General features: G+C 65.2%; 20 protein-coding genes and 2 pseudogenes. 5 read left to right on the top strand and 17 right to left on the bottom strand.

Translation table 11 applies throughout. From position 1 onward, the window contains the following. Window positions 1–71 precede the first annotated feature (71 nt). The 8 genes and pseudogenes from AKN84_RS08845 to AKN84_RS08815 form a co-directional block, all read right to left on the bottom strand. Window positions 72–305 carry a twin-arginine translocase TatA/TatE family subunit gene (locus AKN84_RS08845; protein ID WP_050420357.1) on the bottom strand — a complete coding sequence of 78 codons (234 nt, stop codon included), beginning with the start codon at window positions 303–305 and terminating at the stop codon, window positions 72–74. 180 nt (window positions 306–485) lie between these two features. Next, window positions 486–1,337: pseudogene (gene scpB / locus AKN84_RS08840) on the bottom strand (SMC-Scp complex subunit ScpB); the annotation flags it as partial. 22 nt (window positions 1,338–1,359) lie between these two features. Continuing rightward, window positions 1,360–2,181, bottom strand: a complete 822-nt coding sequence (locus tag AKN84_RS08835) for a segregation and condensation protein A (RefSeq protein ID WP_050420355.1) — start codon at window positions 2,179–2,181, stop codon at window positions 1,360–1,362. Beyond that, entirely contained in the window at window positions 2,178–3,200 is a 1,023-nt protein-coding gene (nagZ, locus tag AKN84_RS08830) for a beta-N-acetylhexosaminidase (protein WP_050420354.1), read from the bottom strand. The genes AKN84_RS08835 and nagZ overlap by 4 nt, the downstream gene beginning before the upstream one ends. A gap of 46 nt (window positions 3,201–3,246) precedes the next feature. Then, window positions 3,247–3,591 carry an SPOR domain-containing protein gene (locus AKN84_RS50310; protein WP_347337310.1) on the bottom strand — a complete coding sequence of 115 codons (345 nt, stop codon included), beginning with the start codon at window positions 3,589–3,591 and terminating at the stop codon, window positions 3,247–3,249. A gap of 8 nt (window positions 3,592–3,599) precedes the next feature. Beyond that, window positions 3,600–4,718, bottom strand: a complete 1,119-nt coding sequence (locus tag AKN84_RS08825; RefSeq protein WP_347337309.1) for an SPOR domain-containing protein — start codon at window positions 4,716–4,718, stop codon at window positions 3,600–3,602. Window positions 4,719–4,836: 118 nt separating this feature from the next. Then, a complete protein-coding gene (gene argS, locus AKN84_RS08820) occupies window positions 4,837–6,633 on the bottom strand; it encodes an arginine--tRNA ligase (protein WP_050420353.1) in 1,797 nt (598 codons plus the stop codon). A 9-nt stretch (window positions 6,634–6,642) separates the two neighbouring features. Continuing rightward, window positions 6,643–7,851 carry a deoxyguanosinetriphosphate triphosphohydrolase gene (locus AKN84_RS08815; RefSeq protein WP_128970557.1) on the bottom strand — a complete coding sequence of 403 codons (1,209 nt, stop codon included), beginning with the start codon at window positions 7,849–7,851 and terminating at the stop codon, window positions 6,643–6,645. Window positions 7,852–7,958: 107 nt separating this feature from the next. On the opposite strand from AKN84_RS08815, the gene erpA reads away from it, so the two are divergent. Further along, window positions 7,959–8,288, top strand: a complete 330-nt coding sequence (erpA, locus tag AKN84_RS08810; protein ID WP_021081206.1) for an iron-sulfur cluster insertion protein ErpA — start codon at window positions 7,959–7,961, stop codon at window positions 8,286–8,288. A gap of 62 nt (window positions 8,289–8,350) precedes the next feature. Here erpA and AKN84_RS08805 read toward each other — a convergent pair whose 3' ends face one another. Then, a complete protein-coding gene (locus AKN84_RS08805) occupies window positions 8,351–11,479 on the bottom strand; it encodes an efflux RND transporter permease subunit (RefSeq protein ID WP_050420351.1) in 3,129 nt (1,042 codons plus the stop codon). A gap of 3 nt (window positions 11,480–11,482) precedes the next feature. Next, window positions 11,483–12,616, bottom strand: a complete 1,134-nt coding sequence (locus tag AKN84_RS08800) for an efflux RND transporter periplasmic adaptor subunit (protein ID WP_050420350.1) — start codon at window positions 12,614–12,616, stop codon at window positions 11,483–11,485. A gap of 171 nt (window positions 12,617–12,787) precedes the next feature. On the opposite strand from AKN84_RS08800, the gene AKN84_RS08795 reads away from it, so the two are divergent. Both AKN84_RS08795 and xth read left to right on the top strand, forming a co-directional pair. Then, the gene (locus AKN84_RS08795; RefSeq protein ID WP_050420349.1) at window positions 12,788–13,246 is read left to right on the top strand and encodes a GNAT family N-acetyltransferase; all 459 of its coding nucleotides are present in this window, start codon (window positions 12,788–12,790) and stop codon (window positions 13,244–13,246) included. Window positions 13,247–13,256: 10 nt separating this feature from the next. After that, complete coding sequence (gene xth, locus AKN84_RS08790; RefSeq protein WP_050420348.1) at window positions 13,257–14,054, top strand: exodeoxyribonuclease III; 798 nt, start codon at window positions 13,257–13,259, stop codon at window positions 14,052–14,054. 49 nt (window positions 14,055–14,103) lie between these two features. Here the strand turns inward: xth and AKN84_RS08785 are convergent. The 3 genes and pseudogenes from AKN84_RS08785 to AKN84_RS08775 all read right to left on the bottom strand — a co-directional run bounded on the left by AKN84_RS08785 (window position 14,104) and on the right by AKN84_RS08775 (window position 18,621). Continuing rightward, a pseudogene (locus AKN84_RS08785) lies at window positions 14,104–14,939 on the bottom strand (tetratricopeptide repeat protein). Continuing rightward, the gene (gene ilvD / locus AKN84_RS08780; RefSeq protein WP_050420347.1) at window positions 14,926–16,650 is read right to left on the bottom strand and encodes a dihydroxy-acid dehydratase; all 1,725 of its coding nucleotides are present in this window, start codon (window positions 16,648–16,650) and stop codon (window positions 14,926–14,928) included. Before ilvD ends, AKN84_RS08785 begins: the two are co-directional and overlap by 14 nt. A 447-nt stretch (window positions 16,651–17,097) precedes the next feature. Further along, a complete protein-coding gene (locus AKN84_RS08775) occupies window positions 17,098–18,621 on the bottom strand; it encodes a sensor domain-containing diguanylate cyclase (protein WP_244484990.1) in 1,524 nt (507 codons plus the stop codon). A gap of 277 nt (window positions 18,622–18,898) precedes the next feature. Between AKN84_RS08775 and AKN84_RS08770 the strand changes: the two genes are divergently transcribed. Beyond that, window positions 18,899–19,081 (top strand): hypothetical protein, encoded by a 183-nt coding sequence (locus tag AKN84_RS08770; RefSeq protein WP_050420346.1) that lies wholly within the window; start codon window positions 18,899–18,901, stop codon window positions 19,079–19,081. A 256-nt stretch (window positions 19,082–19,337) separates the two neighbouring features. Here AKN84_RS08770 and AKN84_RS08765 read toward each other — a convergent pair whose 3' ends face one another. From AKN84_RS08765 to AKN84_RS08750, 4 genes are all read right to left on the bottom strand, one after another. Continuing rightward, on the bottom strand, window positions 19,338–20,246 hold the full coding sequence (locus AKN84_RS08765) for a hydroxymethylglutaryl-CoA lyase (RefSeq protein ID WP_050420345.1): 909 nt from the start codon (window positions 20,244–20,246) through the stop codon (window positions 19,338–19,340). Beyond that, entirely contained in the window at window positions 20,243–22,252 is a 2,010-nt protein-coding gene (locus AKN84_RS08760; protein ID WP_050420344.1) for an acetyl/propionyl/methylcrotonyl-CoA carboxylase subunit alpha, read from the bottom strand. The genes AKN84_RS08765 and AKN84_RS08760 overlap by 4 nt, the downstream gene beginning before the upstream one ends. A gap of 2 nt (window positions 22,253–22,254) precedes the next feature. Continuing rightward, entirely contained in the window at window positions 22,255–23,859 is a 1,605-nt protein-coding gene (locus tag AKN84_RS08755; RefSeq protein WP_050420343.1) for a carboxyl transferase domain-containing protein, read from the bottom strand. A gap of 85 nt (window positions 23,860–23,944) precedes the next feature. Next, on the bottom strand, window positions 23,945–25,117 hold the full coding sequence (locus AKN84_RS08750; protein WP_050420342.1) for an isovaleryl-CoA dehydrogenase: 1,173 nt from the start codon (window positions 25,115–25,117) through the stop codon (window positions 23,945–23,947). 193 nt (window positions 25,118–25,310) lie between these two features. Here AKN84_RS08750 and AKN84_RS08745 point away from each other — a divergent pair, with 193 nt between their 5' ends. Beyond that, complete coding sequence (locus AKN84_RS08745; RefSeq protein ID WP_050420340.1) at window positions 25,311–25,964, top strand: TetR/AcrR family transcriptional regulator; 654 nt, start codon at window positions 25,311–25,313, stop codon at window positions 25,962–25,964. Window position 25,965 lies beyond the last annotated feature (1 nt).

The raw sequence follows: 25,965 nt of genomic DNA, 5'->3' as shown, positions 1-25,965 counted from the left end.
AGCGCGTCTGTGCGACGGCGTCACCGTTTCGCGCGAAGAAAAACGTCGAAATATACGTCAGTACAAGCGCGTTAGACGGCCTTGCTGCCAACGTCCTGGCGCGCGGACGATGGCGTCGAATTGTGATCGATCGACTTGGTGGGCTCGGTCTTGTCCGCGACCTTATCGTCGTCCTGCATGCCCTTCTTGAAGGCCTTGATGCCCTGAGCGACGTCACCCATCAGGTCCGAAATCTTGCCGCGACCGAACAGCAGGAGGACCACTGCGATCACGACGATCCAGTGCCAAATGCTAAGCGAACCCATCCTGCAACCCTCCAGAAATGGCCGGCGGACCGGCCTGAACATGGCCGGAAGTTAGGCCCGCGGGGTGTCAAAAACAAGGACCTCTGCCGCGGCAAATCGCTGTCGCGGCTACGTAATATTGCTAGGCTTAACCGGGAATATTCCGCCCTATTCGCCCTTCTCGGCGCCGTCGTGATCGCCCGCGTCGTCGGCGCGCTCGTCCGGCTCACCAGCGTCGGGTTCGTGGGCGTCGGGCTCGGCCGCGTCAGGCTCGCCTGCCTCCACCTCACCGACCACCTCGGCAGCGGCCTCGGTCTCGGTCTCAGCCTTCGGTTCCTCGGCCTCCGGCTCGACGGCCGGCGCGAGCAACAGTTCCAGCGTATCGCCGGGCTCGAGCGGCTCCTCGTCCTCGCGCAGCGTCGCATCGTCAGACGGCGACGGAACGGAGAAGCCGGTGGGCAGACGCGAGTCGAGCAGACCCGTGCCCTTCAGCTCCTCGAGCCCCGGCAGGTCGCCGAGCGCTTCCAGGCTGAACTGCGAGAGGAAACCGTCGGTGGTTCCGAAGGTCAACGGACGGCCCGGCGTCTTGCGGCGGCCGCGCGGGCGGATCCAGCCGGTCTCCAGCAGCACGTCGATCGTTCCCTTGGACGTCACCACGCCGCGAATCTCTTCGATCTCGGCGCGGGTCACCGGCTGGTGATAGGCGACGATCGCCAGCACCTCGATTGCCGCACGCGACAGCTTCCGGGTCTCGGTGCTCTCGCGCGTCATCAGCCACGACAGGTCGCCCGCGGTGCGGAACGTCCACTTGTTCGCGACCTTCACCAGGTTGACGCCACGCGGCGCATATTCCGCCTGCAACTGGGCGAGCGCCTGCTTGATATCGACGCCGTCGGGCATCCGCTTGGCCAGCGTCGCCTGATCGATCGGCTCGGCCGATGCAAACAACAGGGCTTCCAGGAGCCGCAATTCCTCAGGACGCGCTACCGGATGATCCATAGGAGAAACCTCCTCCTCGGGCTCGTCTCTGCGCACTTCCGCCAAGCTTGCCATGGGCTTGCTCTCCTTCTTCCACTTACTCAACCGACAGGTCCGGCGCGGCCATTGCGGCCTGTGCCTGACGCTTTCGGAAATAGATCGGCGCGAACGCCTGCTTCTGGTTGATTTCCATCTCGCCTTCGCGAACCAGCTCAAGGGCCGCCGCGAAGCTCGATGCGAACACCGTCGCCTTCTGGGTGGGATCGGCGACGTAGTTCATCAGGTACTCGTCGAGGCAGCTCCAGTCCTCGGCGATGCCGACCAGCCGCTCCAGCGAGGCGCGTGCTTCGGCGAGCGACCACACGGTACGCTTCTGCAGATGAACCGTGGTCAGCACGCGCGACTGGCGCTGCGTGGCATAGGCCGACAGCAGGTCGTACAAAGTCGCGGTGAATTTCGGATGCTTGATCTCGGCGATCGATTCCGGATTGCCGCGCGGAAAGATATCGCGCTGGAACTGGGGCCGGTTCATCAGCCGGTTGGCCGCCTCGCGGATCGCCTCCAGACGGCGCAGCCGGTTGGCAAGCGCGGTCGCCATTTCCTCGGCGCTCGGCCCCTCTGCGCTCGGCGGTTCGGGCAGCAACAGCCGCGACTTCAGGAAGGCGAGCCAGGCTGCCATCACCAGATAGTCGGCGGCGAGTTCGAGACGGATCTTGCGTGCCGCCTCGATGAACGAGAGATATTGGTCGGCGAGCGCAAGGATCGAAATCTTCGACAGGTCGACCTTCTGCTGCCGCGCCAGCGTCAACAGCAGGTCGAGCGGGCCTTCATAGCCCTCGACGTCGACCACCAGCGCCGGTTCGCCCTCGGCGAGGTCGGCCGGCCGCCCGGTATCAAACGATAGAATTTCAGCGGTCATGCCGTCCCTACCCGATCCAACAACGCATCCAGTTCAGCCCGTGCCGCCTGCCGGTCGAGCGGCTCAGGCTGCTTCCGTGCGGCGAGCGCAGCCTTGGCGCGCTCAAGCGCCTTGCCGGTCAGTTCCGGCGTCTCCCGCGCGACCTCGCGCATTTCGTCGATATTGCCGTTGCAGTGCAGAATCATGTCGCAACCGGCGCTGACGATGGCGCGGGTCCGCTCGGCAATTGATCCGGCCAGCGCATTCATCGACACGTCATCACTCATCAACAAACCCTGAAACCCGATCAGGCCGCGAATCACCTGTTCGATGATTGTCGCAGAAGTCGTTGCCGGATGGACGGGGTCCAGCGCGCTAAACACAACATGTGCAGTCATCGCCATCGGCAGGTCCGCCAGCGGCTGGAACGCGGCAAAATCGGTCCGTTCCAGCTCGGCTTTCGCGGTATCGACCGTCGGCAGGCGGAAATGACTGTCCGCCGTCGCCCGGCCATGGCCGGGAATGTGCTTGAGAACCGGCAGCACGCCGCCCTGTTCCAAGCCCTCTGTGACCGCACGGGCGATCGCCGCGACCTTGTCCGGCCCGGTTCCATAGGCCCGGTTGCCGATCACGGCATCCGCTCCGGCCACGGGAACGTCGGCCAAGGGCAGGCAATCGACTGATATTCCAAGGTCGGTCAGGTCGGCCGCAATCAGCCGTGAGCTCAGCCTAGCCGCGGCAAGGCCGAGCTTCAGGTCGATGTCGTAGAGCGCGCCAAAGCTCGCGCCGGGCGGATAGACCGGCCAATGCGGCGGGCCGAGCCGCTGCACCCGGCCGCCCTCCTGGTCGATCAGGACCGGAGCGTCGGCCATGCCGGCCACCAACTTGAGTTCCCCAACAAGAGCCGCGACTTGGGCCGGACTCTCGATGTTGCGCTTGAACAGGATGAAGCCCCATGGCCGCTCGGCGCGAATGAATTCGCGTTCAGCGTCGTTGAGGGTCAGCCCGGATATGCCCGTGATGAATGCGCGGTTCGTCATTCGGCCGATTAGGCCGTATGCAGCTCACGGGTCAAGGAAACGGCCTTTAATTTCTTTGGATGAGGCACTGCGGCCCACCGGCCGACATCAGGCTCCGGCACAGCTGGTTCGCCTCTTCCGACGACGCGAACGGGCCGGCAAAGGCGCGGTAGTAGACGCCCTTCTCGCCGAGATCGACGCGTTTCACCACCAAGGGCTGCGAACCGAGCACGTTGCGATACTTGCCCTGCAGCGTCCGATACGACGCCTGCGCGTCCGCCTCGTTCTTCTGCGACGACACCTGGACCAGGTATCCACCGCCGCCAACCGAAGCGGTCGACGTCGACGCCACCCGGGTCGGGGGCGCAGCCGGAGCTGCCGCCCCGTCAGCCTGCCCGGGAACCAGCGACATTGGCGAATTCACGCTGGCATTGGCTGCCGACGGATTGCCGCGCGATACCGGAGCTTCGCCGCGGCGGGCTTGGGCGGCACGGCCGCGGTGGCCTGGGCGCCATCAGGTGTGTCGCCGCCCTTGACCGAGAGGGTACGGATCTTGCGCGGCTCGTTGTTCGGCAGGGTCCCGTTGGCGGTGAGCGGCGCCGGCGCGGGCTGCGCGATCTGCACGCTGGCAGCCGGCGGCGGGTTCGCATTGGCGTTCAGCGGCGGAAAGACGACGCGCGGTCCGGCGGTCTTCGAATTGACGTCGACCGGGGTCTCTTCACGCGACACGATCTTTTCGGCGCCGTCACCCGTCGCCATGCGGTCCGGTGTCTTGGCCGGTGCATCGGCCTGGGCTGGAATCACCTTGGTCGGCGTGTTGTCCGCCTTGATGATCGGGGGCTCACCGGTTCGCGGCGACCCGACATAGTTGCGATAGGCGAGCGCACCACCGGTGCCGACCACCGCAAGCGCCACGACCGCGGCAACCGTCATCAGGCCACTGCTGCGCTTGCGCGGTTCGGGTTCTTCCTCGTAGGCCTCATAGGCGTAGGGATCGTCCGGATAGGACGGATCGCGCTGCAGGTCCTGCTCGCCGGCTTCCAGCTGGCCGTAGAGCGCGTCGTCATAGCGCGATGGATCCGGCTCTTGATCACCGCCCTGATAGTGCGGCTCCTCATCGAACGCCTCAGGCTGCCGGGGGGGCTCGACCGGCCGATAGGCTGCGACCGGCGCGGGCGCAGGCGGCTGCGCCTGCTGGGCCGCATAGCGGTGCAACGGATGCACCGGCTTCGGCTGATAGTCCTGCTCCGGCTCTTCGTATTCGGTGTGCTGCACGGGTGGCGGCGGGGCCGCTTCCTGCCGCGCGCGCTGCATCCAGGGCGGCGGGCCCGCGGGCGGCGCCTCATCCTCTTCCGCCTGCGGCTCATACTGTTGCGGCCGTACATTGGCGCGCGACTGCAGCGGACGCGGCGGCGGCTTGTTGGCGGTGCCGAATGGATCCGTCTGGCCGATCAGCCGGGCCAGTTCAGCAAGCGGATCGCTCTCGGCCTTGGAGGCCGTGTCGGCGGAAAAATTTCGGTCCTGATATCGATCAGCCATTGTGATGATGCATCCCCTTCGGGACAGCGCCAAGATCGCCGGCACAGCCGGTCCGAACGACTTGGCCCCTGCCAGATGCCCTCACAAATCCCCACTCGTGAGGGCCTAATGCCCCTGCCTACCGCATCTCGGTTGGAGCGTGGACGCCTAGAACAGCTAAGCCCGATGCCAGAACCGAGACGACGCCCTGAACCATTGCCAGTCGCGCCCTCGTGATCTCTGCATCATTATTGATAATGAAGCGTAAATAGGGCAAATCGCGCCCCTTGGTCCAGAGCGCGTGAAATTCACTGGCCAAATCATAGAGATAAAAAGCGATTCGGTGCGGCTCATGTGCCACCGCCGCGGCCTCAATCATCCGGGGATAAAGCGCGAGGCGCTTGAGCAGGTCGAGCTCGGCCGGGTCGGTCAGCCGCTCCACCGTAGCACTACGGAGATAGGCCAGCCGGGCTTCATCCGACTCGGGCAGATCCGGAACCGCCTCCTCCCGCGCGTTGCGGAAGATCGAATGGCCACGGGCGTGGCCGTACTGGACGTAGAAGACGGCGTTGTCCTTTGACTGCTCGATCACCTTGGCGAGGTCGAAATCGAGCACCGCGTCGTTCTTGCGGAACAGCATCATGAACCGCACGGCGTCGGAGCCGACCTCGTCGACGACTTCGCGCAGCGTGACAAACTCGCCCGAGCGTTTCGACATCTTCACCGGCTCGCCATCGCGCAGCAGCTTAACAAGCTGCACGATCTTGACGTCGAGCACGGCCTTGCCCGCGGTCACCGCCTTCACCGCCGCCTGCATGCGCTTGATGTAGCCGCCGTGATCGGCGCCGAACACGTCGATCAGATTGGTGAAGCCGCGCTCGAACTTGTTGCGGTGGTTGGCGATGTCGGACGCGAAATACGTGTACGAGCCATCCGACTTGATCAGCGGCCGATCGACGTCATCGCCGTAGGCGGTGGCGCGGAACAGCGACTGCTCGCGATCCTCGTAATCCTCGACCGGCTTGCCCTTCGGCGGCGGCAGGCGGCCCTCGTAGATGTCGCCCTTGGCGCGCAGGAAGTCGATGGTCTCGGCGACCTTGTTATTGCCTGAGGTGATCAGCGAGCGCTCGGAGAAGAACACGTCGTGATGGATGTTGAGCGCGGCGAGATCGGACTTGATCATCTCCATCATCATGGCGATCGCCTTGTCGCGCACGATCGGCAGCCACGCGCCTTCCGTCATGTCGAGCAGCTTCTCGCCATATTCCTTGGCGAGCGCTTCGCCGACCGGCACGAGATAGTCGCCGGGATAGAGCCCTTCCGGGATCGCGCCGATGTCCTGCCCCAGCGCCTCGCGGTACCGCAGGAACGCCGAGCGCGCGAGCACGTCGACCTGGGCGCCGGCATCGTTGATGTAGTATTCACGGCAGACGTCGAAGCCCGCGAACTGCAGCAGGCTGCACAGCGCGTCACCGAACACCGCGCCGCGGCAATGGCCGACATGCATCGGCCCGGTCGGGTTGGCCGAGACGTACTCGACATTGACCTTCTCGGCCTTGCCGATGTCGCTGCGCCCATAGGCTGAGCCGGCGGCCAGCACGGCGCGCAGCGCGTCCGCCCAGACCTGCGGCTTCAAGGTCAGGTTGATGAAGCCGGGCCCCGCGACATCGACCGAGGCGACCAGCGCATCGGCGCGCAGCCGCTCGGCGATCTTGTCGGCGAGCTCGCGCGGCTTGGCCTTGGCGTCCTTGGCGAGCACCATCGCGGCATTGGTCGCCATATCGCCATGGCTGGCATCACGCGGCGGCTCGACCACGACGCGTGTGAGATCGATGCCCGCGGGCCAGTTGTCCTCGGCTCCGACCGCGGCACAGATCGCGTGCACGCGCGTCAGCATGTCGGCAAAAAGGTGTGGTGAAGCAGTGGTGTCGGCCATGGCAGGGCGCTAACGCAAATCCGGGGTCGAGTCAAAAAGCCTTTGGTGTTCGATCAGGGCGAAGCGGTCGGTCATCCCGGCAATGAAATTGCCGATCCGCCTGTTCCGCGCGCTCGTGGTCTCCTGCACGCTGCCCTCGATCCATTCCGCCGGCAGGTCGCCTGGCGATTGCCGGTAGCGCTCAAACAGGTTGCGCACCACCTGCTCGGCCTCCCGCATGACGATCATCACCCGCCGGTGGCGGTACATCCGCCGGAACAGGAACGCCTTGATTGCCGCCTCCTGCTCGGCGACCTCAGGCGGAAACGCGATCAGCGGCGCATTGTGGCGGCGCACGTCCTGGGCCGATTGCGGCTGGGCTACCGCGAGGCGCCGGGTCGCTTCGTTGAACACCGCGCTGATGAAATGTGAGATCAGCTCACGCACCAGCTCGGCGCCGCGCCGGACCTCGTCGAGTCCAGGATAATGGCGGTCGATCTCGGCGATGATCTCTGATGTCAGCGGCATTTCCTTGAGGTCGTCGACCGCGAACAGGCCGGCGCGCAGGCCGTCGTCGATATCGTGCGCGTCATAGGCGATGTCGTCCGCGAAGGCCGCGATCTGCGCCTCGAGCGAGGCGTAGCTCCAGAGTTCGAGGTCGTAGGTCTTGTTGTAGTCGGCGATCCCGACCGGAAGGCCGCCTTGCAGATAGCGGCCGGCCGACGCGCCGTTGCGTTCGGTCAGCGGGCCGTTGTGCTTGACGATCCCCTCGAGCGATTCCCAGGTCAGGTTCAGGCCGCCAAATTCAGGGTAGCGATGCTCCAGCGAGGTGACGACCCGTAGAGCCTGCGCATTATGGTCGAAGCCGCCGTCATCCCTGAGGCAGTCGTCGAGCGCCCGCTCCCCGGCATGCCCGAACGGTGGATGGCCGAGGTCGTGCGCCAGCGCCAGCGTCTCGGTCAGATCCTCGTCGACACCGAGCTGGCGCGCCAGCGCGCGGGCGATCTGCGCCACCTCCAGCGAATGGGTCAGCCGGGTGCGGTAGTGATCGCCCTCATGGAAGACGAACACCTGGGTCTTGTGCTTGAGGCGGCGGAACGCCGTGGAATGGATCACCCGGTCACAGTCGCGCCGGAACGGGCTTCGGGTCCGGCTCGGCGGCTCCGTGACAAGCCGGCCGCGGCTGCGATCGGGGTCGCAGGCATAAGGCGCGCGGGGGGCAGCCATTCCGACCGACACAGTATTTTAGTCCTTATCCATTTGATTCCATGGTCCGACGCACTTAACTATGCGGTGTGCGCAATACCAAGTGAATTGGGTATGACGCGGCCTACCGGAGATCGACCATGACTGCAGCCATCACCGTCAGCGAACGGGCCGCCCGCCGGATCGGGCAGATCCTCAGCAAGGAAGGCGACGGCGCCAAGCTGCGCATTTCCGTCGAGGGCGGCGGCTGCTCCGGTTTCCAGTACAAGTTCGACGTCGAGCGCACCCAGGCCGATGACGACCTCGTGATCGAGCGCGACAGCGCCGTGGTGCTGATTGATCCCGCCTCGGTCCCGTTCCTCGCGGGCTCGGAAGTAGACTTCGTCGACGACCTGATCGGCGCCTCGTTCCGCGTCGTCAATCCGAACGCCACCGCCTCCTGCGGCTGCGGCACTAGCTTCTCGATCTAACGCTTCCGTAGCCAGAGTGGTTTCTTCCGCGAGCCGTTTTGCGGCTTGCGCAGCGCGGCTGACTATTCCGCCGCGACCACCTGCGGCCGCTCCACGTCGCCATCCGGCTCGGCCTGCGGATCGAGCTTGCGCCGCAGCCTGCGGTCGATGCGGTCGAGATAGATGTAGATGACAGGCGTGATGAACAGCGTCAGCAGCTGCGACACGCAGAGGCCGCCGACCACCGCGACGCCGAGCGGCTGACGCAGCTCGGCGCCGGCGCCCGCGCCGAGCGCGATCGGCAGCGTGCCGAAGATTGCGGCGAACGTCGTCATCATGATCGGACGGAAGCGCAGCAGCGCCGCCTCGCGGATCGCGTGCTCGGCGCTGAGGCCGACGCGGCGCCGCTCCAGCGCGAAGTCGACCATCATGATCGCGTTCTTCTTGACGATGCCGACCAGCATCACGATGCCGATCATCGCGATGACGGACAGCTCCATCCCGAACAACATCAGCGTCAGGATCGCGCCGACGCCGGCCGACGGCAGGCCCGAGATGATCGTGATCGGGTGGATGAAGCTCTCGTAGAGAATGCCGAGGATCACGAAGGCTGCGAACACCGCGGCGAGGATCAGGACGCCCTGCCCGCGCAGCGAATCCTGGAACACCTGCGCGGTGCCGGAGAATCCGGTCGCGATCGTCGGCGGCAAATTCGCGCTCTGCTCGAGCTCGGTGATCTTGTCGACCGCGTAACCGAGCGAATTGCCAGGCGCGAGATTGAACGAGATCGTCACCGCCGGCTGCTGGCCCTGATGGTTGATCTGCAGCGGCCCGACCGTCGGCACCAGCTTCGCCACCGCATCCAGCGGAATGGTCTGGCCGTTCGCGGTCTTCATGTAGAGTTTTGACAGATCGGACGGATCGACCCGGAACTGCGGCTGCACCTCCAGGATGATCTGGTAGTCGTTGGAGGGCATGTAGATGGTGCCGACCTGCCGTGCGCCATAGGCGTTGTAGAGCTGGTTGCGGACCTGATCGACGGTGACGCCGTAGACCGCCGCCTTCTCGCGGTCGATGTCGACCGTCATCTGCGGGTTCTTGATGTAGAGGTCGGTGGTGACGTCGAGCAGCCCTGCGATCTTCTCGATCTTGTCGCGCATCTCAGGCGCCAGCCGGTACAGCGCCTCGGTATCGCCGCTCTGCATCACATACTGGTACTGGCTTTTGGAGATGCGGCCGCCGATGTTGAGGTTCTGGACGCTCTGGAAGAACGCCTGCATGCCCGGGATCTCGCGGGCCTTCTGCCGGAGACGGCCAACCACGACAGCGGCGTTGTCGCGCATCTTCTGCGGCTTCAGGGCGATGAACAGGCGGCCGTAATTCGCGGTCGGATTCGGACCGCCGGAGCCGACCGTGGAGTTGATGTACTCGATCGCCGGATCGGTCCGCAGCACCTCGACCAGCGCCTGCTGCCGCACCTTCATCGCCTCGAACGAGGTGTCGGTCGCGGCCTCCGTCACACCGATCAGGAAGCCGGTGTCCTCCTGCGGAAAGAAGCCCTTCGGCACGATCATGTAGAGATAGATGGTGCCGCCGAGCGTTGCCAGCGTCACCACCAGCATCAGCGCCTTCTTGGCCAGCACCCAGTCCAGCGCCCATTCATAGGCGCGCAGCCAGGCCTCGAACATCGCCTCGAACGCCCGCAGCACGATATTCGGCCGCTTGGTCGCATCATGCGCGCGCAGCACGCGGGCGCACAGCATCGGCGTCAGGGTCAGCGACACGAAGCCGGAGACGATGATCGCGACCGAGATCGTGACCGCGAATTCGCGAAACACGCGGCCGACGATGCCGCCCATCAAGAGCACCGGGATGAACACGGCGATCAGCGAGAAGGTGATCGAGATGATGGTGAAGCCGATCTCGCGGGCGCCCTTCAGCGCCGCCTCGAACGGCTTCATGCCGTGCTCGATGTGGCGGACGATGTTCTCCAGCATGACGATGGCGTCGTCGACCACGAAGCCGACCGAGAGCGTCAGGGCCAGCAGCGTCATGTTATTGATCGAATAATCCAGCGCGTACATCACAGCGCAGGTGCCGAACAGCGAGATCGGCACCGCCAGCGCCGGGATGAAGGTGGCAGATGCCGAGCGCAGGAACAGGAAGATCACGAGGATCACCAGCGCGATCGCGATCAGCAGCGTCTCCTCGACGTCGCTGACCGCCTGCCGGATCGAGACCGAACGGTCCATCATCACCTGCATGGTCACCGACGGCGGAATCGCCGCACGCAGCGACGGCAGCTTGGCCAGCACGGCGTCGACGACGGCCACGGTGTTGGCGTCGGGCTGCTTCTGGATCGCGAGCACGATCGCGCGCTCGTCGTTCATCCAGGTTGCGATCTTGTCGTTCTCGACACTGTCATAGACCTTGGCGATCTCGTCGAGGCGGACCGGCGAGCCGTTGCGCCAGGCGACGTAGATCTGGCGGTAGTCGGCCGCCTTGTCCATCTGGCCGGAGGCCTGCAGCGCGACGTCCTGCTTCGGACCATTCAGCGTGCCGACCGGCGTCGAGGAATTGGCGCGCGATACCGCGGCGCGGATATCCTCCATCGAGACGCCGCGGGCGGCCGCGGCTTCCGGATCGGCCTGGACGCGGATCGCGAATTTCTGCGCGCCGTAGATCAGGACCTGCGCCACGCCCGGCAACTGCGACAGCGCCTGCCCGATCGTGATGTCGCCGTATTCGTTGACCGCCGACAGCGGCAGCGTCGCCGACCCCAGCGAGACGAACAGCACCGGGAAATCCGCCGGATTCACCTTCCGGAAGCTCGGCGGGATCGTCATCTCGATCGGCAGCCGGCGCTGCGCGATGGTCAATGCCGTCTGCACGTCGAGCGCGGCGGCATCGATGCTGCGGTTGAGGTCGAACTGGATGGTGATGACGCTCGTCCCTTGCGAGGAGTTCGAGTTCATCGACGAGATGCCGGCAATGGTCGAGAGCTGGCGCTCGATGATCCCTGCGACCGAGGCCGCCATGGTGTCGGCGCTGGCGCCCGGCAGGGTCGCGGTGACCGCGATGGTCGGGAAGTCGACCTTGGGCAGCGCCGAGACCGGTAGCAGGCGGAAGCCGAACACGCCGAATGCGATGATCGACGCCGTGATCAGCGTCGTCATGACCGGACGGCGGATGCAGAGCTCGGAGAGCGTCATCGGTCAGGCTCCGGCCTTGCGCGCCCGCAACTCAACCCGCGATCCCTCCGACAGCAGCAGCTGTCCGTCGACGACGACGCTTTCATCGCCCGCCAGACCGTCCGAGATCACCGATGAGCCCTGGAAGGTGCGATCGACCTTGACCGGCTGGACCTTGGCGACGCCGTCCCTGACGACGAAGACGAAATTGCCGTTCTGGCTGCGCTGGACTGCAACCGTCGGCACCACCACGGCGTCCTCGCTGCGGATGATCAGCTTGGTCTGCACGATCGTGCCGGGCCACAGCGTCTCGCTGGCATTGTTCATGATGCCGCGCACAGTCACCATGCCGGTGGTCGCATCGACGGCGTTCTCGACCATCGCGACCTTTCCGCTCTCGGAGCGCTGATGGCCTGGAATGGTCGCGATCACCTTTGAATCGCCCTTCGCCATGGCGTCGCGCAGGTCGACCAGCGCACGCTGCGGGATAGCGAAGGTGACATAGACCGGCGCCATCTGGTTGATGACCGCGAGCGGCTGGGTGTCGGCGGGACGGACGAAGTTCCCGACCTTGACGTTGGCCGCGCTGATCCGGCCCGCGAACGGGGCGCGGATCACGGTGTAGCTTTTCTGGACACGGAGATTTTCCAGCGCGAACTGGTCGGCCTTGATGGTCCCGATCAGGACGTCGGACTGGGTCTTGGCATTGTCGAGATTGACCTGGGTGGTCGCGCCCTTGCCGACCAGTTCGGTGTAGCGGCGGAGGTCGCGCTGTGCGCCCTCGAGCTGGGCCTGGTCGCGGGCCAGCACGCCCTCTGCCTGCTCGATCTGGGCGTCGATCTGCCGCGCATCGAGCATGAACAGCAGGTCGCCTTCATTGACCCTGGCGCCGTCCTCGAAATGGACCGAGACGATGGTGGTCTCCAGCCGCGACTTCAGCGCCACGCTGGAGATCGGCGTGACCTGTCCGATCGCATCGACGTCGACCGGAACCGATTTGCGTTCCGCCTTGGCGAGGTCCACCGAGACGACGCGCGGCCGCGGGGTCCCCTGCGCGGTTGCGGCTCCGCCACTCATCCATGAAGCGCGGGTCATGTAAGCCGCCCCGGCCGCAATGCCGAGAACAGCGACAGTCAGAACCAAATTGCGTTTTTTCATAAGCTTTGCACGTGCGCCGCCCGCTTCCCTTGAGGGCCGGGACGCTTCGCAACTCCCCCGTCGGCAATTGTTACGCCTTGTTTCTGGAGAGGGTTACCACAGCAGGGCTGCGCATGGTATGCCACCAAAGTGAAATAGTGCGCCGCGTCGAGCGCTGCGAATCGCTGCCTTATGTCCACCTCCGTCCTGATCTGCACCTGGGAAGACGCCCGCGAACGCGCCGGCGCCATCCGCTACAATGTCTTTGTCGAAGAACAGGGCGTGCCGGTCGAACTGGAGTGGGACGACATGGACGCGTCGAGCTGCCATGCGCTGGCATTTGTCGAGGACGGCACCGCCGTGGCGACGGGCCGGCTGCTCCCCGACGGCCATATCGGCCGCATGGCCGTGCTCAAAATGGCACGCGGCATGGGCGTTGGCGCCCGGGTGCTGGAGGCGCTGATGGCCAAGGCGGCCGAACTCGGCTATCCCGAACTGATCCTCAACGCGCAGACGCACGCGGAGCCGTTCTATGCGCGCGCCGGGTTCGAACGGTGCGGCGACGAGTTCGAGGAAGCCGGCATCCCACACATCGAGATGCGGAAACGCTTGGACCAGGCGGAGCGCTTGCCAACGCGCCGCGTCAAATAGAGGACTTCCGATGACTGTTCGCATCGCCACCTGGAACGTCAACTCGGTCCGGCAACGGATCGAACTGCTGGTCAGCTGGCTGAAGGAGTGCTCCCCCGACATCGTCTGCCTGCAGGAGATCAAATGCGTCGACGACGCGTTTCCCCGGCTCGAGGTCGAGGCGCTCGGGTATAATGTCGTCACCCACGGGCAGAAGACCTTCAACGGCGTCGCGCTGCTCTCCAAGCTGCCGTTCGACGAGACCAAGTCGGGCCTTGCCGGCGACGACGAGGACGCCCATGCCCGCTTCCTCGAAGGCGTCGTCACGCTGAAGCAGGGCGTGGTGCGGGTCGCGTGCCTCTATCTGCCCAACGGCAACCCCGCGAACACCGACAAATATCCCTACAAGCTCAAATGGATGTCGCGGCTTCTTGAGTACGCGAAGGAACGGCTTAAGGCCGAGGAGCCGCTGATCCTGGCCGGCGACTACAATGTCATCCCGGCGGCTCGCGACGTCTATAATCCGGCCGCCTGGGCCGACGACGCCCTGTTCCGGCCCCAGACCCGTGAAGCCTTCCAGTCGCTGCTCGGCCTCGGCCTGACCGATGCGCTGCGGGCGGTCAATGACGAGCCCGGTCAGTACACTTTCTGGGACTATCAGGCCGGCGCCTGGCAGAAGAACTGGGGCCTGCGGATCGACCATCTCCTGATGTCGCCGCAAGCCAGTGACCGGCTGATCGATGTCGGCATCGACAGCTATGTGCGCGCTTGGGAAAAACCGTCCGACCATGTGCCGGTGTGGGCGGATCTCGATTTCGAGACGGCCTGAGCCTCAAGCAGGCTGCGAAGGCCGCCGGCGATATCAGTCGCGGCGGTCTCTAATCGCGACGACCTTGCACCCAGTGCTCGAGCATCTGCAGCGCCATCGCGCGGTCGTCTTCCGACGCTTGGCGATCGCCCGGTTGTAGCTTTCCTTGATCCAGGCCTCGTCGGGCGTCGCGCTGTCACGCGCCAGGGTCAGCCACATCAGGCCGCGGGCTCGCTGCGGCGGCAGCCGGTCGCCGTTGAACAGCATCTGGCCAAGCAGCGCCTGCGCCTGATGCTGGCCCTTCTGGGCGGCAAGGCCCAGCCAGCGCGCGCCATAGCGGAAATCGTCCCGCGAGGCGTCCGGCGTCTTCAGGTACAGCCGGGCAAGGTCGTACTGGGCGTCGGCGTTGCCGAAATAGGACGCCGCATAGGAGAACATCTCCCGCGCCCGCTCGGTGTCCGCCTTCACCTTGGAATTGGGAATGCCGCTCAGGTAGTAGCGGCCGAGCGCCACGAAGGCGTTGGCCACGATCGAGGCCTGCGGCGCCGACGGCGAATCCTCGGCATGCGCGTTGGCGATCCGGCTGAAATACTCGAAGGCGCGCATGTCGTCCTGGATGACGCCGTCGCCCTCGGCGTACATCTTGCCGAGCTTCCACTGCGCCACGGGATGGCCGCCCTCGGCCTGATATTGCAGCGTGCTGAACGAGGAGGTCGGCGCGGTCGCGGTCGGTGCGACCGGGCTCGCGGCCCGCTTCAGCGCGGCGGCCGTCCCCGGCTGCGGGGAAACCACCGGAAGAACGGTATCCTGGGGGCTGACCGGGGCGCCGTCGAATCCGAATCCGGGGCCCGCCACCGGAATGGCCCCTAACGCAAACGCAAAAATCGTACGCTTAAACGTCCGCATAACACTGTTTCTCGTGCGCGCCACCCGGATGGGTGACTGCGCCATCCACCGCCGGCCCCACTTGCTCGGCGTACTTCCACAGCGCACCAGATGTGTGGTTAGTCGCGCGAGGGGCCCATTTGGTCTTACGATTTGCGAGCTCGGCGTCGCTCAATTTTACGTCAAGTGTGCCGGCGACCGCATCGATCTCGATGATGTCGCCGTCCTGCAATAACCCGATCGGCCCGCCGACGGCCGCTTCGGGTCCAATATGTCCGATGCAGAAGCCACGGGTGGCGCCGGAGAACCGGCCATCGGTGATCAGGGCAACCTTGCCGCCCATCCCCTGCCCGGTCAGCGCCGCCGTGGTCGCCAGCATCTCCCGCATCCCGGGACCGCCCTTCGGCCCCTCGTAGCGGATTACAATCACTTCGCCTTCCTTGTAGGTGCGCTTCTGCACCGCCTCGAAGGCGTCTTCCTCGCGGTCGAAGCACCGGGCCGGACCGGTGAACTTCAGGTTCGACATGCCCGCGACCTTCACGATCGCACCCTCCGGAGCGAGATTACCCTTCAACCCGACAACGCCACCTGTCACGGTGATCGGATTGTCAGCGGACCGCACCACGTCCTGGTGCGGATTCCATTTCACGCTTTTGAGGTTTTCGGCGATCGTTCGGCCAGTGACGGTCAGGCAATTCCCGTGCAGGTGGCCATTGTCGAGCAGCGTCTTCATCAGCAGCGGAATGCCACCTACTTCAAACATGTCTTTGGCAACATAACGGCCGCCCGGCTTCAAATCCGCGACGTAAGGAGTCTTTTTGAAGATTTCGGCAACGTCGAACAAATTGAATTTAATGCCGCACTCATGGGCGATCGCCGGCAGGTGCAGCGCAGCATTGGTCGAGCCGCCCGAGGCTGCAACCACAGCCGCAGCATTCTCAAGGGCTTCGCGGGTAACGATGTCGCGGGGCCGGATGTTTTTCTCGATTAGCTCCATCACCTTCTCGCCGGCGGCGGCGCAGAAGGAGTCGCGGATCTCGTAGGGCGCCGGGGCCCCGGCCGAATACGGCAGCGCGAGGCCAATGGCCTCGGACACGGTCGCCATGGTGTTGGCGGTGAACTGGGCGCCGCAGGCGCCGGCCGACGGGCACGCCACCCGCTCGATCTCGTCGAGGTCCTCGTCCGACATGGCGCCGACCGAGTGCTTGCCGACCGCCTCGAACATGTCCTGCACGGTAACCGGCTGCCCGCGGAAGTTGCCGGGCAGGATCGAGCCGCCATAGATGAAGATCGAGGGCACGTTGAGGCGGACCATCGCCATCATCATGCCCGGCAGCGACTTGTCGCAGCCGGCGAGCCCGACCAGCGCGTCGTAGGCGTGGCCGCGGACCGTGAGCTCGACCGAATCGGCGATGCATTCACGCGACGGCAGCGACGAGCGCATGCCGTCATGGCCCATCGCGATGCCGTCGGTCACGGTGATGGTGCAGAATTCGCGCGGCGTGCCGCCGGCGGAAGCCACGCCCTTCTTTACTGCCTGCGCCTGGCGCATCAGCGAAATGTTGCAAGGCGCCGCTTCGTTCCAACATGAAGCAACGCCGACAAAGGGTTGATGAATCTGGGCTGTCGTCAGCCCCATCGCGTAGAGATAGGAACGATGCGGCGCGCGCTGGGGGCCCTCCGTCACGTGACGGCTCGGCAGCCTGCTCTTGATGTTCGTCTTGACGTCCATCGCGACCCTGTTCCGACGCTCTTTTCCTGCGCTCTTTCCTCCATCAACGCCGGAACCCGAAAAAATGTCCCGTCGTCGGAGCGCTGGCTATTCAGCTAGGTGAATATCCTTTCATGTGAGGGTGTGGCTAAAAAGCGGCGCGACTACGGATGGGGTGCTTTTAGGGTTAAATGTTCAGGTATCGTTGCAACAACGCAACAATCGTGGCCGCCGCGCAACCATGTATTACCAGTCCTTATGGGAACCTGACACGCGCCTGACGAAGCAGGCCTAAAGTTGCGGCGTCTGAACTAATTTCGCTCTAGTTGTGAGCCGATCGATGAGAACGGGGCGCGGGGCGCTTCGTCTACTCCGCTGCCAGCTTCGGCGGCGCCGGGGGCGCCCAGCACTCGACACGATTTCGGCCGCGCTCCTTGGCCTGGTACAGCGCCGCATCGGCGGCCTTCATCAGGCGTCTATCCCGGGCATGCTGGTGAAGGCCTCGGCAACGCCGATGCTCACCGTGAGCGACACCGGACGATCATCCGCGCCCAAGGTCAACGCTTCCGCCCGCTTGCGAATACGCTCGGCGACGGCGCGGGCGCGCGACAACGTCGTTTCCGGCAACAGGACGGCGAACTCCTCGCCTCCGACGCGGCCGACAACGTCAGACTTGCGCTTGCCGCGAATGCAAATCTCGGCAACGGCCTTGATCGCCTCGTCGCCGACCGCATGGCCGAACCGGTCATTGATGCTCTTGAAATGATCGATATCGACCATCAGGACGGATACGGAACGATAGTAGCGCTGAAACCGGCTCCACTCTGCATCCAGCGTCGTCAGGAAGTGCCTGCGGTTGAACAGGCCGGTGAGCGGGTCGGTGGTCGCGAGCACCTCAAGCTGTTGCGCGTTGCGCACGAGATCGGTGACGTCGACAAAGGTCAGCATCCGACCGCCGTTTGCCATCGTCGAGCAATGAACCCTGATGCTGCGGCCGTCCGGCGTCTGCACGTCGCGCTTGTGATCGCCGGCCTTGATCTCCGCGATCCGCTTCGCCGGAAAGGCCTTGATCTGCTCCGCCGTCGCGCCGGTCGGGACTGCGCGGCGGTTGCGCGTGATGAGCGTGACATAGGCCGGATGCCGCGCGACTTCCTCCTCGCTCACCTCCCAGAATTCCCGCATTCTCCGGTTGAGGAAGACCGCATTGAGATCTCGATCGAGCAGCACGACGCCGTCCTCGACATTCTCGAGCGCACCGGTCAGCACCTTCAGCTTGTCAGACGCGCGCACGATGTCGGTCACGGGCGTGTAGCTCACCATCCGTCCGCCGTCGGGCAGCGGCGTGCACTGACACCGAACCACATCGCCGTTGCTGCGCCTGAGATCGATCGGGTTTGCGTCCCCGACGCTGACGAGGCGAACGCGCTCGGCAACATAGGCTTGGAGCTGCTCGGCCGGCAGCTCGTAGGCCATGATCTTGCATCCGTGATGCATCAGATCGGTGAAGCTGGGGTTGCGGTCGGCAACCGTATCCGGAAGCGCCCACATGGCCCGAAACGCGCGGTTGATGAACTGGGCTTTCAGCTCCGCGTCCAGCAGCAGGATGCCGACCGGGATCTGGTCGAGTGCCGCCCGCAGCGCCAGCATGTGCCCGCGCAGGATATCGCCGCTGCGCCGCTCGGGAGTTGCGGCCGGCGCGGGAGCGGCAGGAACCGCAGGCGCGGACGCCGCAGCACTTGTCCGCTGCTCCTCAAAGGCAAGGCCGAGCTGCCGGTCCGATTGCCACAGCCGTTTGCACGGCCTCACCTGGTTGGTGCCGACGAGCAGCAGCTGGACCTGGTCGGGAATGCCGATCGTGGCTTCGAGTTCCACCGTCGCGCCCGCATCGGTGAGCTGCCGGACCGTGCAGTCGAATGCGGACCGCCCGAAATTGAAGACGATCTTCCCGGCCAGGAATGTTCGGCCGCGAGAAGCTGACACCTGTCCGGACATGGCAAGACCGCCTGGAGCAATTGCGAGCCCCGTCACCACAGCACGTTTGAGTCACCAAGCCATGAACGCTTTCGGGGGATTTTGAATCGGGAACCGCCGAAGAGGACTGCGTGCGCTGCACTGCAAAACGAATTCCATTCGGCGGCCCCACGCAGCGATATCGGTCAAGGTCGCTGTCGGGAAGAATTTGGTTCGACCCTATAATTATGGTGGCGCTAGACGCAGTCGGAGTAGTAGCGTCGCAACTCCCTCAGTAACAGTCAGGGAAACGCCCGCCATGTCTGCTCTCCAAGCGAAGCTGGAACGTTTTGAGACCCTCGCCAACGAATGCGAGCTGATCGCGCGCAGGACGCTGGATGGGAGCAACCGCGAACTATACCAGCGGCTGGGCGGGCATTATCGCGAGCTGGCGACGGACATGAGGACCATGATCGCGACCATCGACGCAGCGGCGGCGTAAGAAAAAGGGCCGCTCGAAACAACAAGCGGCCCAAGTCTAGGGAGGAAACGCCCTCAAGGAGGGCGGCGATAGCGCGAGGCGCTACCGCACCCTACCCATATGGGGTGAGAGTTCGGCTTCGGGAGCCCGGACTACGCAAGCCAGGGGCGCGACTTGTGCGCCTTGAATCTAGGCTTCCCAGCGCATAGCTCTGAATGCGACCGCTGGAGACAACGAGCACTTCGCGGGTAGCACGCAGCGAGACCCACCCTACAATCTACGAAAACCGCTTCCGCTTTGCGTTCAGCGCCGAGGCGACGCGGCTCACCGGCGGCCGGCCGAGCAAGGTGGCGACCTCGTTCGTCGTCGCCAACAGCCTGTCCATGTCCACGCCGGTTTTCACGCCCATGCCCTCGAGCATGTAGACGACATCCTCGGTCGCGACATTGCCGGTGGCGCCGGGCGCATAGGGGCAGCCGCCGAGGCCGCCGGCGGCGGCATCGATGACGCGGACGCCCTCTTCCATGCCGGCATAGAGGTTGGCCAGCGCCTGGCCGTAGGTGTCGTGGAAGTGCATCGCAAGGTTAGCCACCGGAAGCTCGGCGCCGACCGCACGCACCATCTCCCTGGCCTTGAGCGGCGTGCCGACGCCGATGGTGTCGCCGAGCGAGATTTCGTAGCAGCCGAGATCCCACAGCGTCACCGCGAGATCGGCGACCGCCTTCGGCTTGATCTCGCCGTCGAACGGACAGCCGAGCACACAGGAGATATAGCCGCGCACCTTGACGCCATCGGCCTTGGCGCGCGCCAGCACCGGCTTGAAGCGCTCGATCGACTCCGCGATCGAGCAATTGATGTTGGCGCGCGAGAAGCCTTCGGAAGCCGCTGCGAATACCGAGACCACTTTGGCGCCGGCCGCACACGCGGCGTCATAGCCCTTCTCGTTCGGCACCAGCACGTGGAATTCGGCGTCCTTGATATGGCCGACGCCGCGCAGCACCTCATCGGAGCTTGCCATCTGCGGAATCGCCTTCGGCGACACGAAGGCGCCGACCTCGACGGTGCTAAGCCCTGCGGCCACCAGCGCCTCGACGAACGCGATGCGCGCCTCGACGCTGACCGGTGTCTTCTCGTTTTGCAGGCCGTCGCGCGGCCCCATCTCGACGATGCGGATCTGATCGCTCATGACGCGGCCTGCGGTTCGACCTCGGCAAGCTCGACGCCCTCGCCGACGATGTCGCCGACCTTGCATTTGAGCTTCTTCAGCACACCAGCGTAGGGCGCGCGCAGGGTCTGCTCCATCTTCATCACCTCGAGCGTCAGGATCGGCGCGCCCTTCTCCAAGGTCGCGCCCTCCTCGGCCAGCAGTGCGACCACGGTGCCCGGCAAGGGCGCGACGATCTTGTCCTCGCCGACCTGCTCCTCGCTCTCGCCGCCGAACGGATCGACCCAGTGCAGGTCGAAGCGACCGTTGCGGGTGCGCAGGTAAAGCTCGTGGCCCTCGATGACCGATGCAACGCGCGACTTGAGGCCGTTGAGCGTCAGGTCGAAGCCATCATCGCCGGCCGACGAGATCGCAAAGGCGAGCTCGCGCCCGCCGACCGATAGCGTCGACGGGCCGTTGCCATAGTGCAGCGTGATGGTTTGCGGCGGCTCATGGCCCTGCCGCAACGAGAACACCCGCTGGCGGCGGCCGACCGGCATCCAGCCGAACGCCTGCCATGGCGAATTCGCCTCGCCCCTCGCCGCCTTCTGCTCGTCATTGACGATCGCAGCCACCGCCGCGCAGAGCTCGAACTCGCCGGCCGCGCCGGCGCCGGCCGTCAGGTTCTTCAGCTCGCGCTCGATGAAGCCAGTATCGATCGCATTGGTGCGGGTCGCCGGATGCGTCACCAGGGCCGACAGGAATGGGAGGTTGGTGACGATGCCGCGGACGTCGGTCTGCTCCAGCCCGCGATTGAGCTTCTCGATCGCGCCTTCGCGCGTCGGCGCCCAGGCGATCACCTTGGCGAGCATCGCGTCGTAGTATGGCGAGACGTTATCGCCGCTCCGATAGCCGGCATCGATGCGCAGTCCGTCGCCGTCCGGCGGCGTCCGCCAGGTCTTGATGCGGCCCACTGAAGGCATGAAGTTCTTCTGCGGATTTTCCGCGTAGACGCGCGCCTCGATGGCATGGCCGTTCAGCTTGATCTCATTCTGCTTCAGCGGCAGCGCCTCGCCGAACGCGACGCGCAGCTGCCATTCCACGAGATCGACGCCGGTGATGAGCTCGGTGACGGGATGCTCGACCTGCAAACGGGTGTTCATCTCGATGAAGAACACATCCTTGCCGTCGGAGACGAACTCGATGGTGCCGGCGCCGACATAGTTCACAGCACCGGCCGCCTTGCGGGCAGCCTCGCACACCGTCTCGCGCTGCGCGGCATTGAGGGTCGGCGACGGCGCCTCCTCGATCACCTTCTGGTGTCGCCGTTGCAGCGTGCATTCGCGCTCCCACAGCGAGAGCAGATTGCCATGGCTGTCGCCGATGATCTGCACCTCGATGTGGCGCGGGTTCTGGACGTATTTCTCGATCAGCATGCGGTCGTCGCCGAACGCCGCCTTGGCCTCGCGCTTGGCGCTGGTGATCGCGGCCGCGAGTTCAGCCGCCGAGTTGACCACGCGCATGCCGCGGCCGCCGCCGCCGGCCGACGCTTTCACGAGCACCGGGAAGCCGATCCGGTTGGCGGCCTCCGCCAAAATCGCCTCGTCCTGGGCCTCGCCGTGATAGCCGGGCACCAGCGGCACGCCGGCCTTCTCCATCAACGCCTTGGAGCCGGACTTCGAGCCCATCGCGGTCATCATCTCGGCGGTCGGGCCGACGAACACGAGATCAGCGTCGAGGCAGGCCTGCGCGAACTCGGCATTCTCGGACAGGAAGCCGTAGCCGGGATGCACCGCCTCCGCGCCAGTCTCCTTGGCCGCCGCGATCACGCGCTCGATGTTGAGATAGCTGTCGCGGGCCCGGGCAGGCCCGAGCAACACGGCCTCATCGGCGAGCGCGACATGCATCGCGTCGCGGTCGGCTTCGGAATAGACCGCGACCGTGCGCAGCCCCATGGCGCGCGCGGAACGGATGACGCGGCAGGCGATCTCGCCGCGGTTGGCGATCAGAAGCGTACGGAAACGCCGGTAGAGTTTTGAGCGGTCCATGATCACATCCTGAACAGGCCAAACTTGGTGGGCTCGATCGGCGCGTTGGCCGCGGCCGACAGGCCGAGCCCGAGCACCAGACGCGTGTCGGCGGGATCGATCACGCCGTCATCCCAGAGCCGCGCGGTTGCGTAATACGGATTGCCCTGCTTCTCGTACTGGGCACGGATCGGCTCGCGGAATTTGTCTTCCTCCTCAGCCGACCAGCTCTCGCCCTTGGCCTCGATGCCGTCGCGCCGCACCTGGCTCAGCACCATCGAGGCCTGCTCGCCGCCCATCACCGAGATGCGGGCGTTCGGCCACAGCCAGAGGAAGCGCGGGCTGTAGGCCCGGCCGCACATGCCGTAATTGCCGGCGCCATAGGAGCCGCCGATCACGACAGTGAATTTCGGCACGCCGGCGGTCGCAACCGCCGTCACCAGCTTGGCGCCGTCGCGCGCGATGCCGCCGGCCTCGTATTTCTTGCCGACCATGAAGCCGGTGATGTTCTGCAGGAACACCAGGGGAATGCCGCGCTGACAGCACAGCTCGATGAAATGCGCGCCCTTCAGCGAGCTCTCGCTGAACAGGATGCCGTTGTTGGCGATGATGCCGACCGGATAGCCCCAGATATGGGCGAAGCCGCAGATCAGTGTGGTGCCGTAGAGTTTCTTGAACTCGTCGAACTCGGAGCCATCGACGATCCGCGCGATGATGTCGTGCACGTCGAACGGCTTGCGGCCGTCGGCGGAGACCACGCCGTAGATCTCCTCGGCGGGGAACAACGGCTCCTGCGGCGGGCGCATGTTGAGCTGTGCCTTCGCCGGCTGCTTCAGCGTGCCGACGATGCGGCGCGCGATGCCGATCGCATGGGCGTCGTTCTGCGCGTAGTGATCGGTCACCCCCGACTGCCGGGAATGGACATCGGCGCCGCCGAGCTCTTCGGCGGTGACGACCTCACCAGTCGCCGCCTTCACTAGCGGCGGGCCACCGAGGAAGATCGTGCCCTGGTTGCGCACGATGATGCTCTCGTCCGACATCGCCGGCACGTAGGCGCCGCCCGCGGTGCACGAGCCCATCACGATCGCGATCTGCGGGATGCCCTGCGAGGACATCTGCGCCTGGTTGTAGAAGATGCGGCCGAAATGCCGCTCGTCGGGAAAGATCTCGTCCTGCAACGGCAGGAAGGCGCCGCCGGAGTCCACCATGTAGACGCAGGGCAGATTGTTCTGCCGCGCGATGTCCTGGGCGCGCAGATGCTTCTTGACCGTCATCGGGTAATAGGTGCCGCCCTTGATGGTGGCGTCGTTGGCGACGATGATGCATTCACGGCCCGCGATGCGCCCGACGCCGGTGATGACGCTCGCCGAATGCACGTCGCCGCCGTACAGGCCATTGGCGGCGAGCGGCGACAGCTCGAGGAACGCGGTGCCGGGATCGACCAGCAGATCGACGCGGTCGCGCGCCAGCATCTTGCCGCGCGAGGTGTGGCGCTTGCGCGAGGTCTCGCCGCCGCCGCCGGCGACATGCTTGAGCTTGTCGCGGAGCTCCGCAACCAGGCCTCGCATCACCTCGGCGTTGCGGGCGAATTCAGAAGATGTGGGATCGATCGTCGAATGAAGCGGCATCGGTGTTGCACGTTTCGTTGGAGGAGCCGACAGGATTTGGGGAAGCGGGCCGCCGCGCCGGGGGGCGCAACGGCCGGTGCGAGGCTCAGGCCGTCTTGGCAAACAGCTCGCGGCCGATCAGCATGCGGCGGATCTCGCTGGTGCCGGCGCCGATCTCGTAGAGCTTTGCGTCGCGCAGCAGCCGGCCGGTCGGGTAGTCGTTGATATAGCCGTTGCCGCCGAGCAGCTGGATCGCATCCAGCGCGCACTGGGTGGCCTTCTCCGCGGCATAGAGGATGGCGCCGGCGGCATCCTCGCGCGTGGTCTCGCCACGGTCGCAGGCTTTCGCCACCGCGTAGACATAGGCACGCGAGGCGTTCATCGTGGTGTACATGTCGGCGATCTTGCCCTGCACCAGCTGGAACGAGCCGATTGGCTCACCAAACTGCTTGCGCTCGTGAACGTAGGGCAGCACGACGTCCATGCAGGCCTGCATGATGCCGATCGGCCCCGCTGCCAGCACCGCGCGCTCATAGTCGAGGCCACTCATCAGCACGTTGACGCCGCGGCCGACCTCGGAAAGCACGTTCTCCTCCGGCACCTCGCAATCCTCGAACACCAGTTCGCAGGTGTCGGAGCCGCGCATGCCGAGCTTGTCGAGCTTCTGCGCGGTGGAAAATCCCTTCATACCCTTTTCGATGATGAAGGCGGTCATGCCGCGCGGGCCGGCGTTCGCGTCGGTCTTGGCGTAGACCACCAGCGTCTCGGCGTGCGGACCGTTTGTGATCCACATCTTGTTGCCGTTGAGGACGTAGCGGTCGCCCTTCTTGTCAGCCCGGGTCTTCATCGAGACCACATCCGAGCCGGCACCGGGCTCCGACATCGCCAGCGACCCGACATGTTCGCCGGAGATCAGCTTCGGCAGATATTTGCGCTTCTGCGCCTCATTGCCGTTGCGGCGGATCTGGTTGACGCAGAGATTGGAATGCGCGCCGTAAGCCAGTCCGACCGAAGCGGACGCCCGCGAGATCTCTTCGACCGCGACGCAGTGCTCGAGATAGCCGAGGCCCGAGCCGCCATACTCCTCCTCGACCGTGATGCCGTGCAGGCCAAGCGCGCCGATCTTCGGCCAGAGGTCGCGCGGAAAGCTGTTGGAGCGATCGATCTCGGCGGCGCGTGGCGCGATCTCGTTGGTCGAGAAGTCGTGCACCGTCTCGCGGATCGCGTCCGCGGTCTCGCCAAGGTCGAAATTGAAGATTGCCGCCTGGTTCGAGGCCATGATCCCTCCCATGAGATTCATTCTGCAATTAAACGATCATACGTTTTTTTCTTGGCCTCGCAAGCGACTGTTGCTAAGGTTGCTGCATGAAATCCGCAGTTCATTGAATTCACTGGGGTTTCATGCGATAAACATACGGTCGTTCGCTTGTTTCCGGCACTCCCTGACAAGCCAACATCCCTCCGAGGCCCCGATGGCACGCACGATCGGCTCACATGGCCCCACGACGCTGGAGGCGATCCGCAAGGCCGGCGTGCGCCTGATCTTCGAGCACGGCTACGAGGCGATGAGCCTGCGCCAGCTTGCCGCCGAGGTCGGCATCCAGGCCGGCTCACTCTACAATCATATCTCAACCAAGCAGGACCTGCTGTTCGATCTGGTGCAGGACCATATCAACGATTTGCTGCGCGAGCTTGATCAGGCGCTTGAAGGCAAGGCCGATCCGGTCGAGAGGCTGCGCGCCTTCGTGGCCTTCCACGTCACCTATCACATGACCCGCAAGCGCGAGGTCTTCATCGCCAATTCCGAGCTGCGCAGCCTCGATGCCAAGAACTATGACGCCGTGGTGGCGTTGCGCGGCGCCTATGAGGCGCGGCTGGCGCAGATCCTCACCGACGGCGTGTCGGAGGGCGTGTTCGAGGTCGTCGACATCCAGGTCGCGACCTTCGCGATCCTGGCGCTGCTGACCGGGCTGTGCACCTGGTACCGCCCCGGCGGCCGGCTGACCCGCGACGCCATCATCGCAGCGCACGAGAAGCTGGTGCTGTCGGGCGTTGCGCCGCAGGCCGCGGCCGGCCAGGCAAGCCACGGCAGCAAGGGTCCGCGGACCGCGGTGGCAGCTTCGTGAC

The organism is Bradyrhizobium tropiciagri (genome assembly GCF_001189845.1).
Lineage (GTDB): Bacteria > Pseudomonadota > Alphaproteobacteria > Rhizobiales > Xanthobacteraceae > Bradyrhizobium > Bradyrhizobium tropiciagri.
This window is presented reverse-complemented; position numbering and strand designations above follow the sequence as displayed.

Excerpts from the sequence above, each read along its gene's own strand:
- ilvD (WP_050420347.1), bottom strand. The coding sequence starts at position 16,650 with ATGGACGTCAAGACGAACATCAAGAGCAGGCTGCCGAGCCGTCACGTG.
- AKN84_RS08775 (WP_244484990.1), bottom strand. The coding sequence starts at position 18,621 with ATGTCCGGACAGGTGTCAGCTTCTCGCGGCCGAACATTCCTGGCCGGG.
- AKN84_RS08770 (WP_050420346.1), top strand. The coding sequence starts at position 18,899 with ATGTCTGCTCTCCAAGCGAAGCTGGAACGTTTTGAGACCCTCGCCAAC.
- AKN84_RS08745 (WP_050420340.1), top strand. The coding sequence starts at position 25,311 with ATGGCACGCACGATCGGCTCACATGGCCCCACGACGCTGGAGGCGATC.
- AKN84_RS08835 (WP_050420355.1), bottom strand. The coding sequence starts at position 2,181 with ATGACCGCTGAAATTCTATCGTTTGATACCGGGCGGCCGGCCGACCTC.
- AKN84_RS08765 (WP_050420345.1), bottom strand. The coding sequence starts at position 20,246 with ATGAGCGATCAGATCCGCATCGTCGAGATGGGGCCGCGCGACGGCCTG.
- AKN84_RS08825 (WP_347337309.1), bottom strand. The coding sequence starts at position 4,718 with ATGGCTGATCGATATCAGGACCGAAATTTTTCCGCCGACACGGCCTCC.
- argS (WP_050420353.1), bottom strand. The coding sequence starts at position 6,633 with ATGGCCGACACCACTGCTTCACCACACCTTTTTGCCGACATGCTGACG.
- AKN84_RS08800 (WP_050420350.1), bottom strand. The coding sequence starts at position 12,616 with ATGAAAAAACGCAATTTGGTTCTGACTGTCGCTGTTCTCGGCATTGCG.
- AKN84_RS08760 (WP_050420344.1), bottom strand. The coding sequence starts at position 22,252 with ATGGACCGCTCAAAACTCTACCGGCGTTTCCGTACGCTTCTGATCGCC.
- AKN84_RS08805 (WP_050420351.1), bottom strand. The coding sequence starts at position 11,479 with ATGACGCTCTCCGAGCTCTGCATCCGCCGTCCGGTCATGACGACGCTG.
- AKN84_RS08845 (WP_050420357.1), bottom strand. The coding sequence starts at position 305 with ATGGGTTCGCTTAGCATTTGGCACTGGATCGTCGTGATCGCAGTGGTC.
- AKN84_RS08750 (WP_050420342.1), bottom strand. The coding sequence starts at position 25,117 with ATGGCCTCGAACCAGGCGGCAATCTTCAATTTCGACCTTGGCGAGACC.
- AKN84_RS50310 (WP_347337310.1), bottom strand. The coding sequence starts at position 3,591 with ATGTCGCTGGTTCCCGGGCAGGCTGACGGGGCGGCAGCTCCGGCTGCG.
- AKN84_RS08795 (WP_050420349.1), top strand. The coding sequence starts at position 12,788 with ATGTCCACCTCCGTCCTGATCTGCACCTGGGAAGACGCCCGCGAACGC.
- erpA (WP_021081206.1), top strand. The coding sequence starts at position 7,959 with ATGACTGCAGCCATCACCGTCAGCGAACGGGCCGCCCGCCGGATCGGG.
- AKN84_RS08755 (WP_050420343.1), bottom strand. The coding sequence starts at position 23,859 with ATGCCGCTTCATTCGACGATCGATCCCACATCTTCTGAATTCGCCCGC.
- xth (WP_050420348.1), top strand. The coding sequence starts at position 13,257 with ATGACTGTTCGCATCGCCACCTGGAACGTCAACTCGGTCCGGCAACGG.
- nagZ (WP_050420354.1), bottom strand. The coding sequence starts at position 3,200 with ATGACGAACCGCGCATTCATCACGGGCATATCCGGGCTGACCCTCAAC.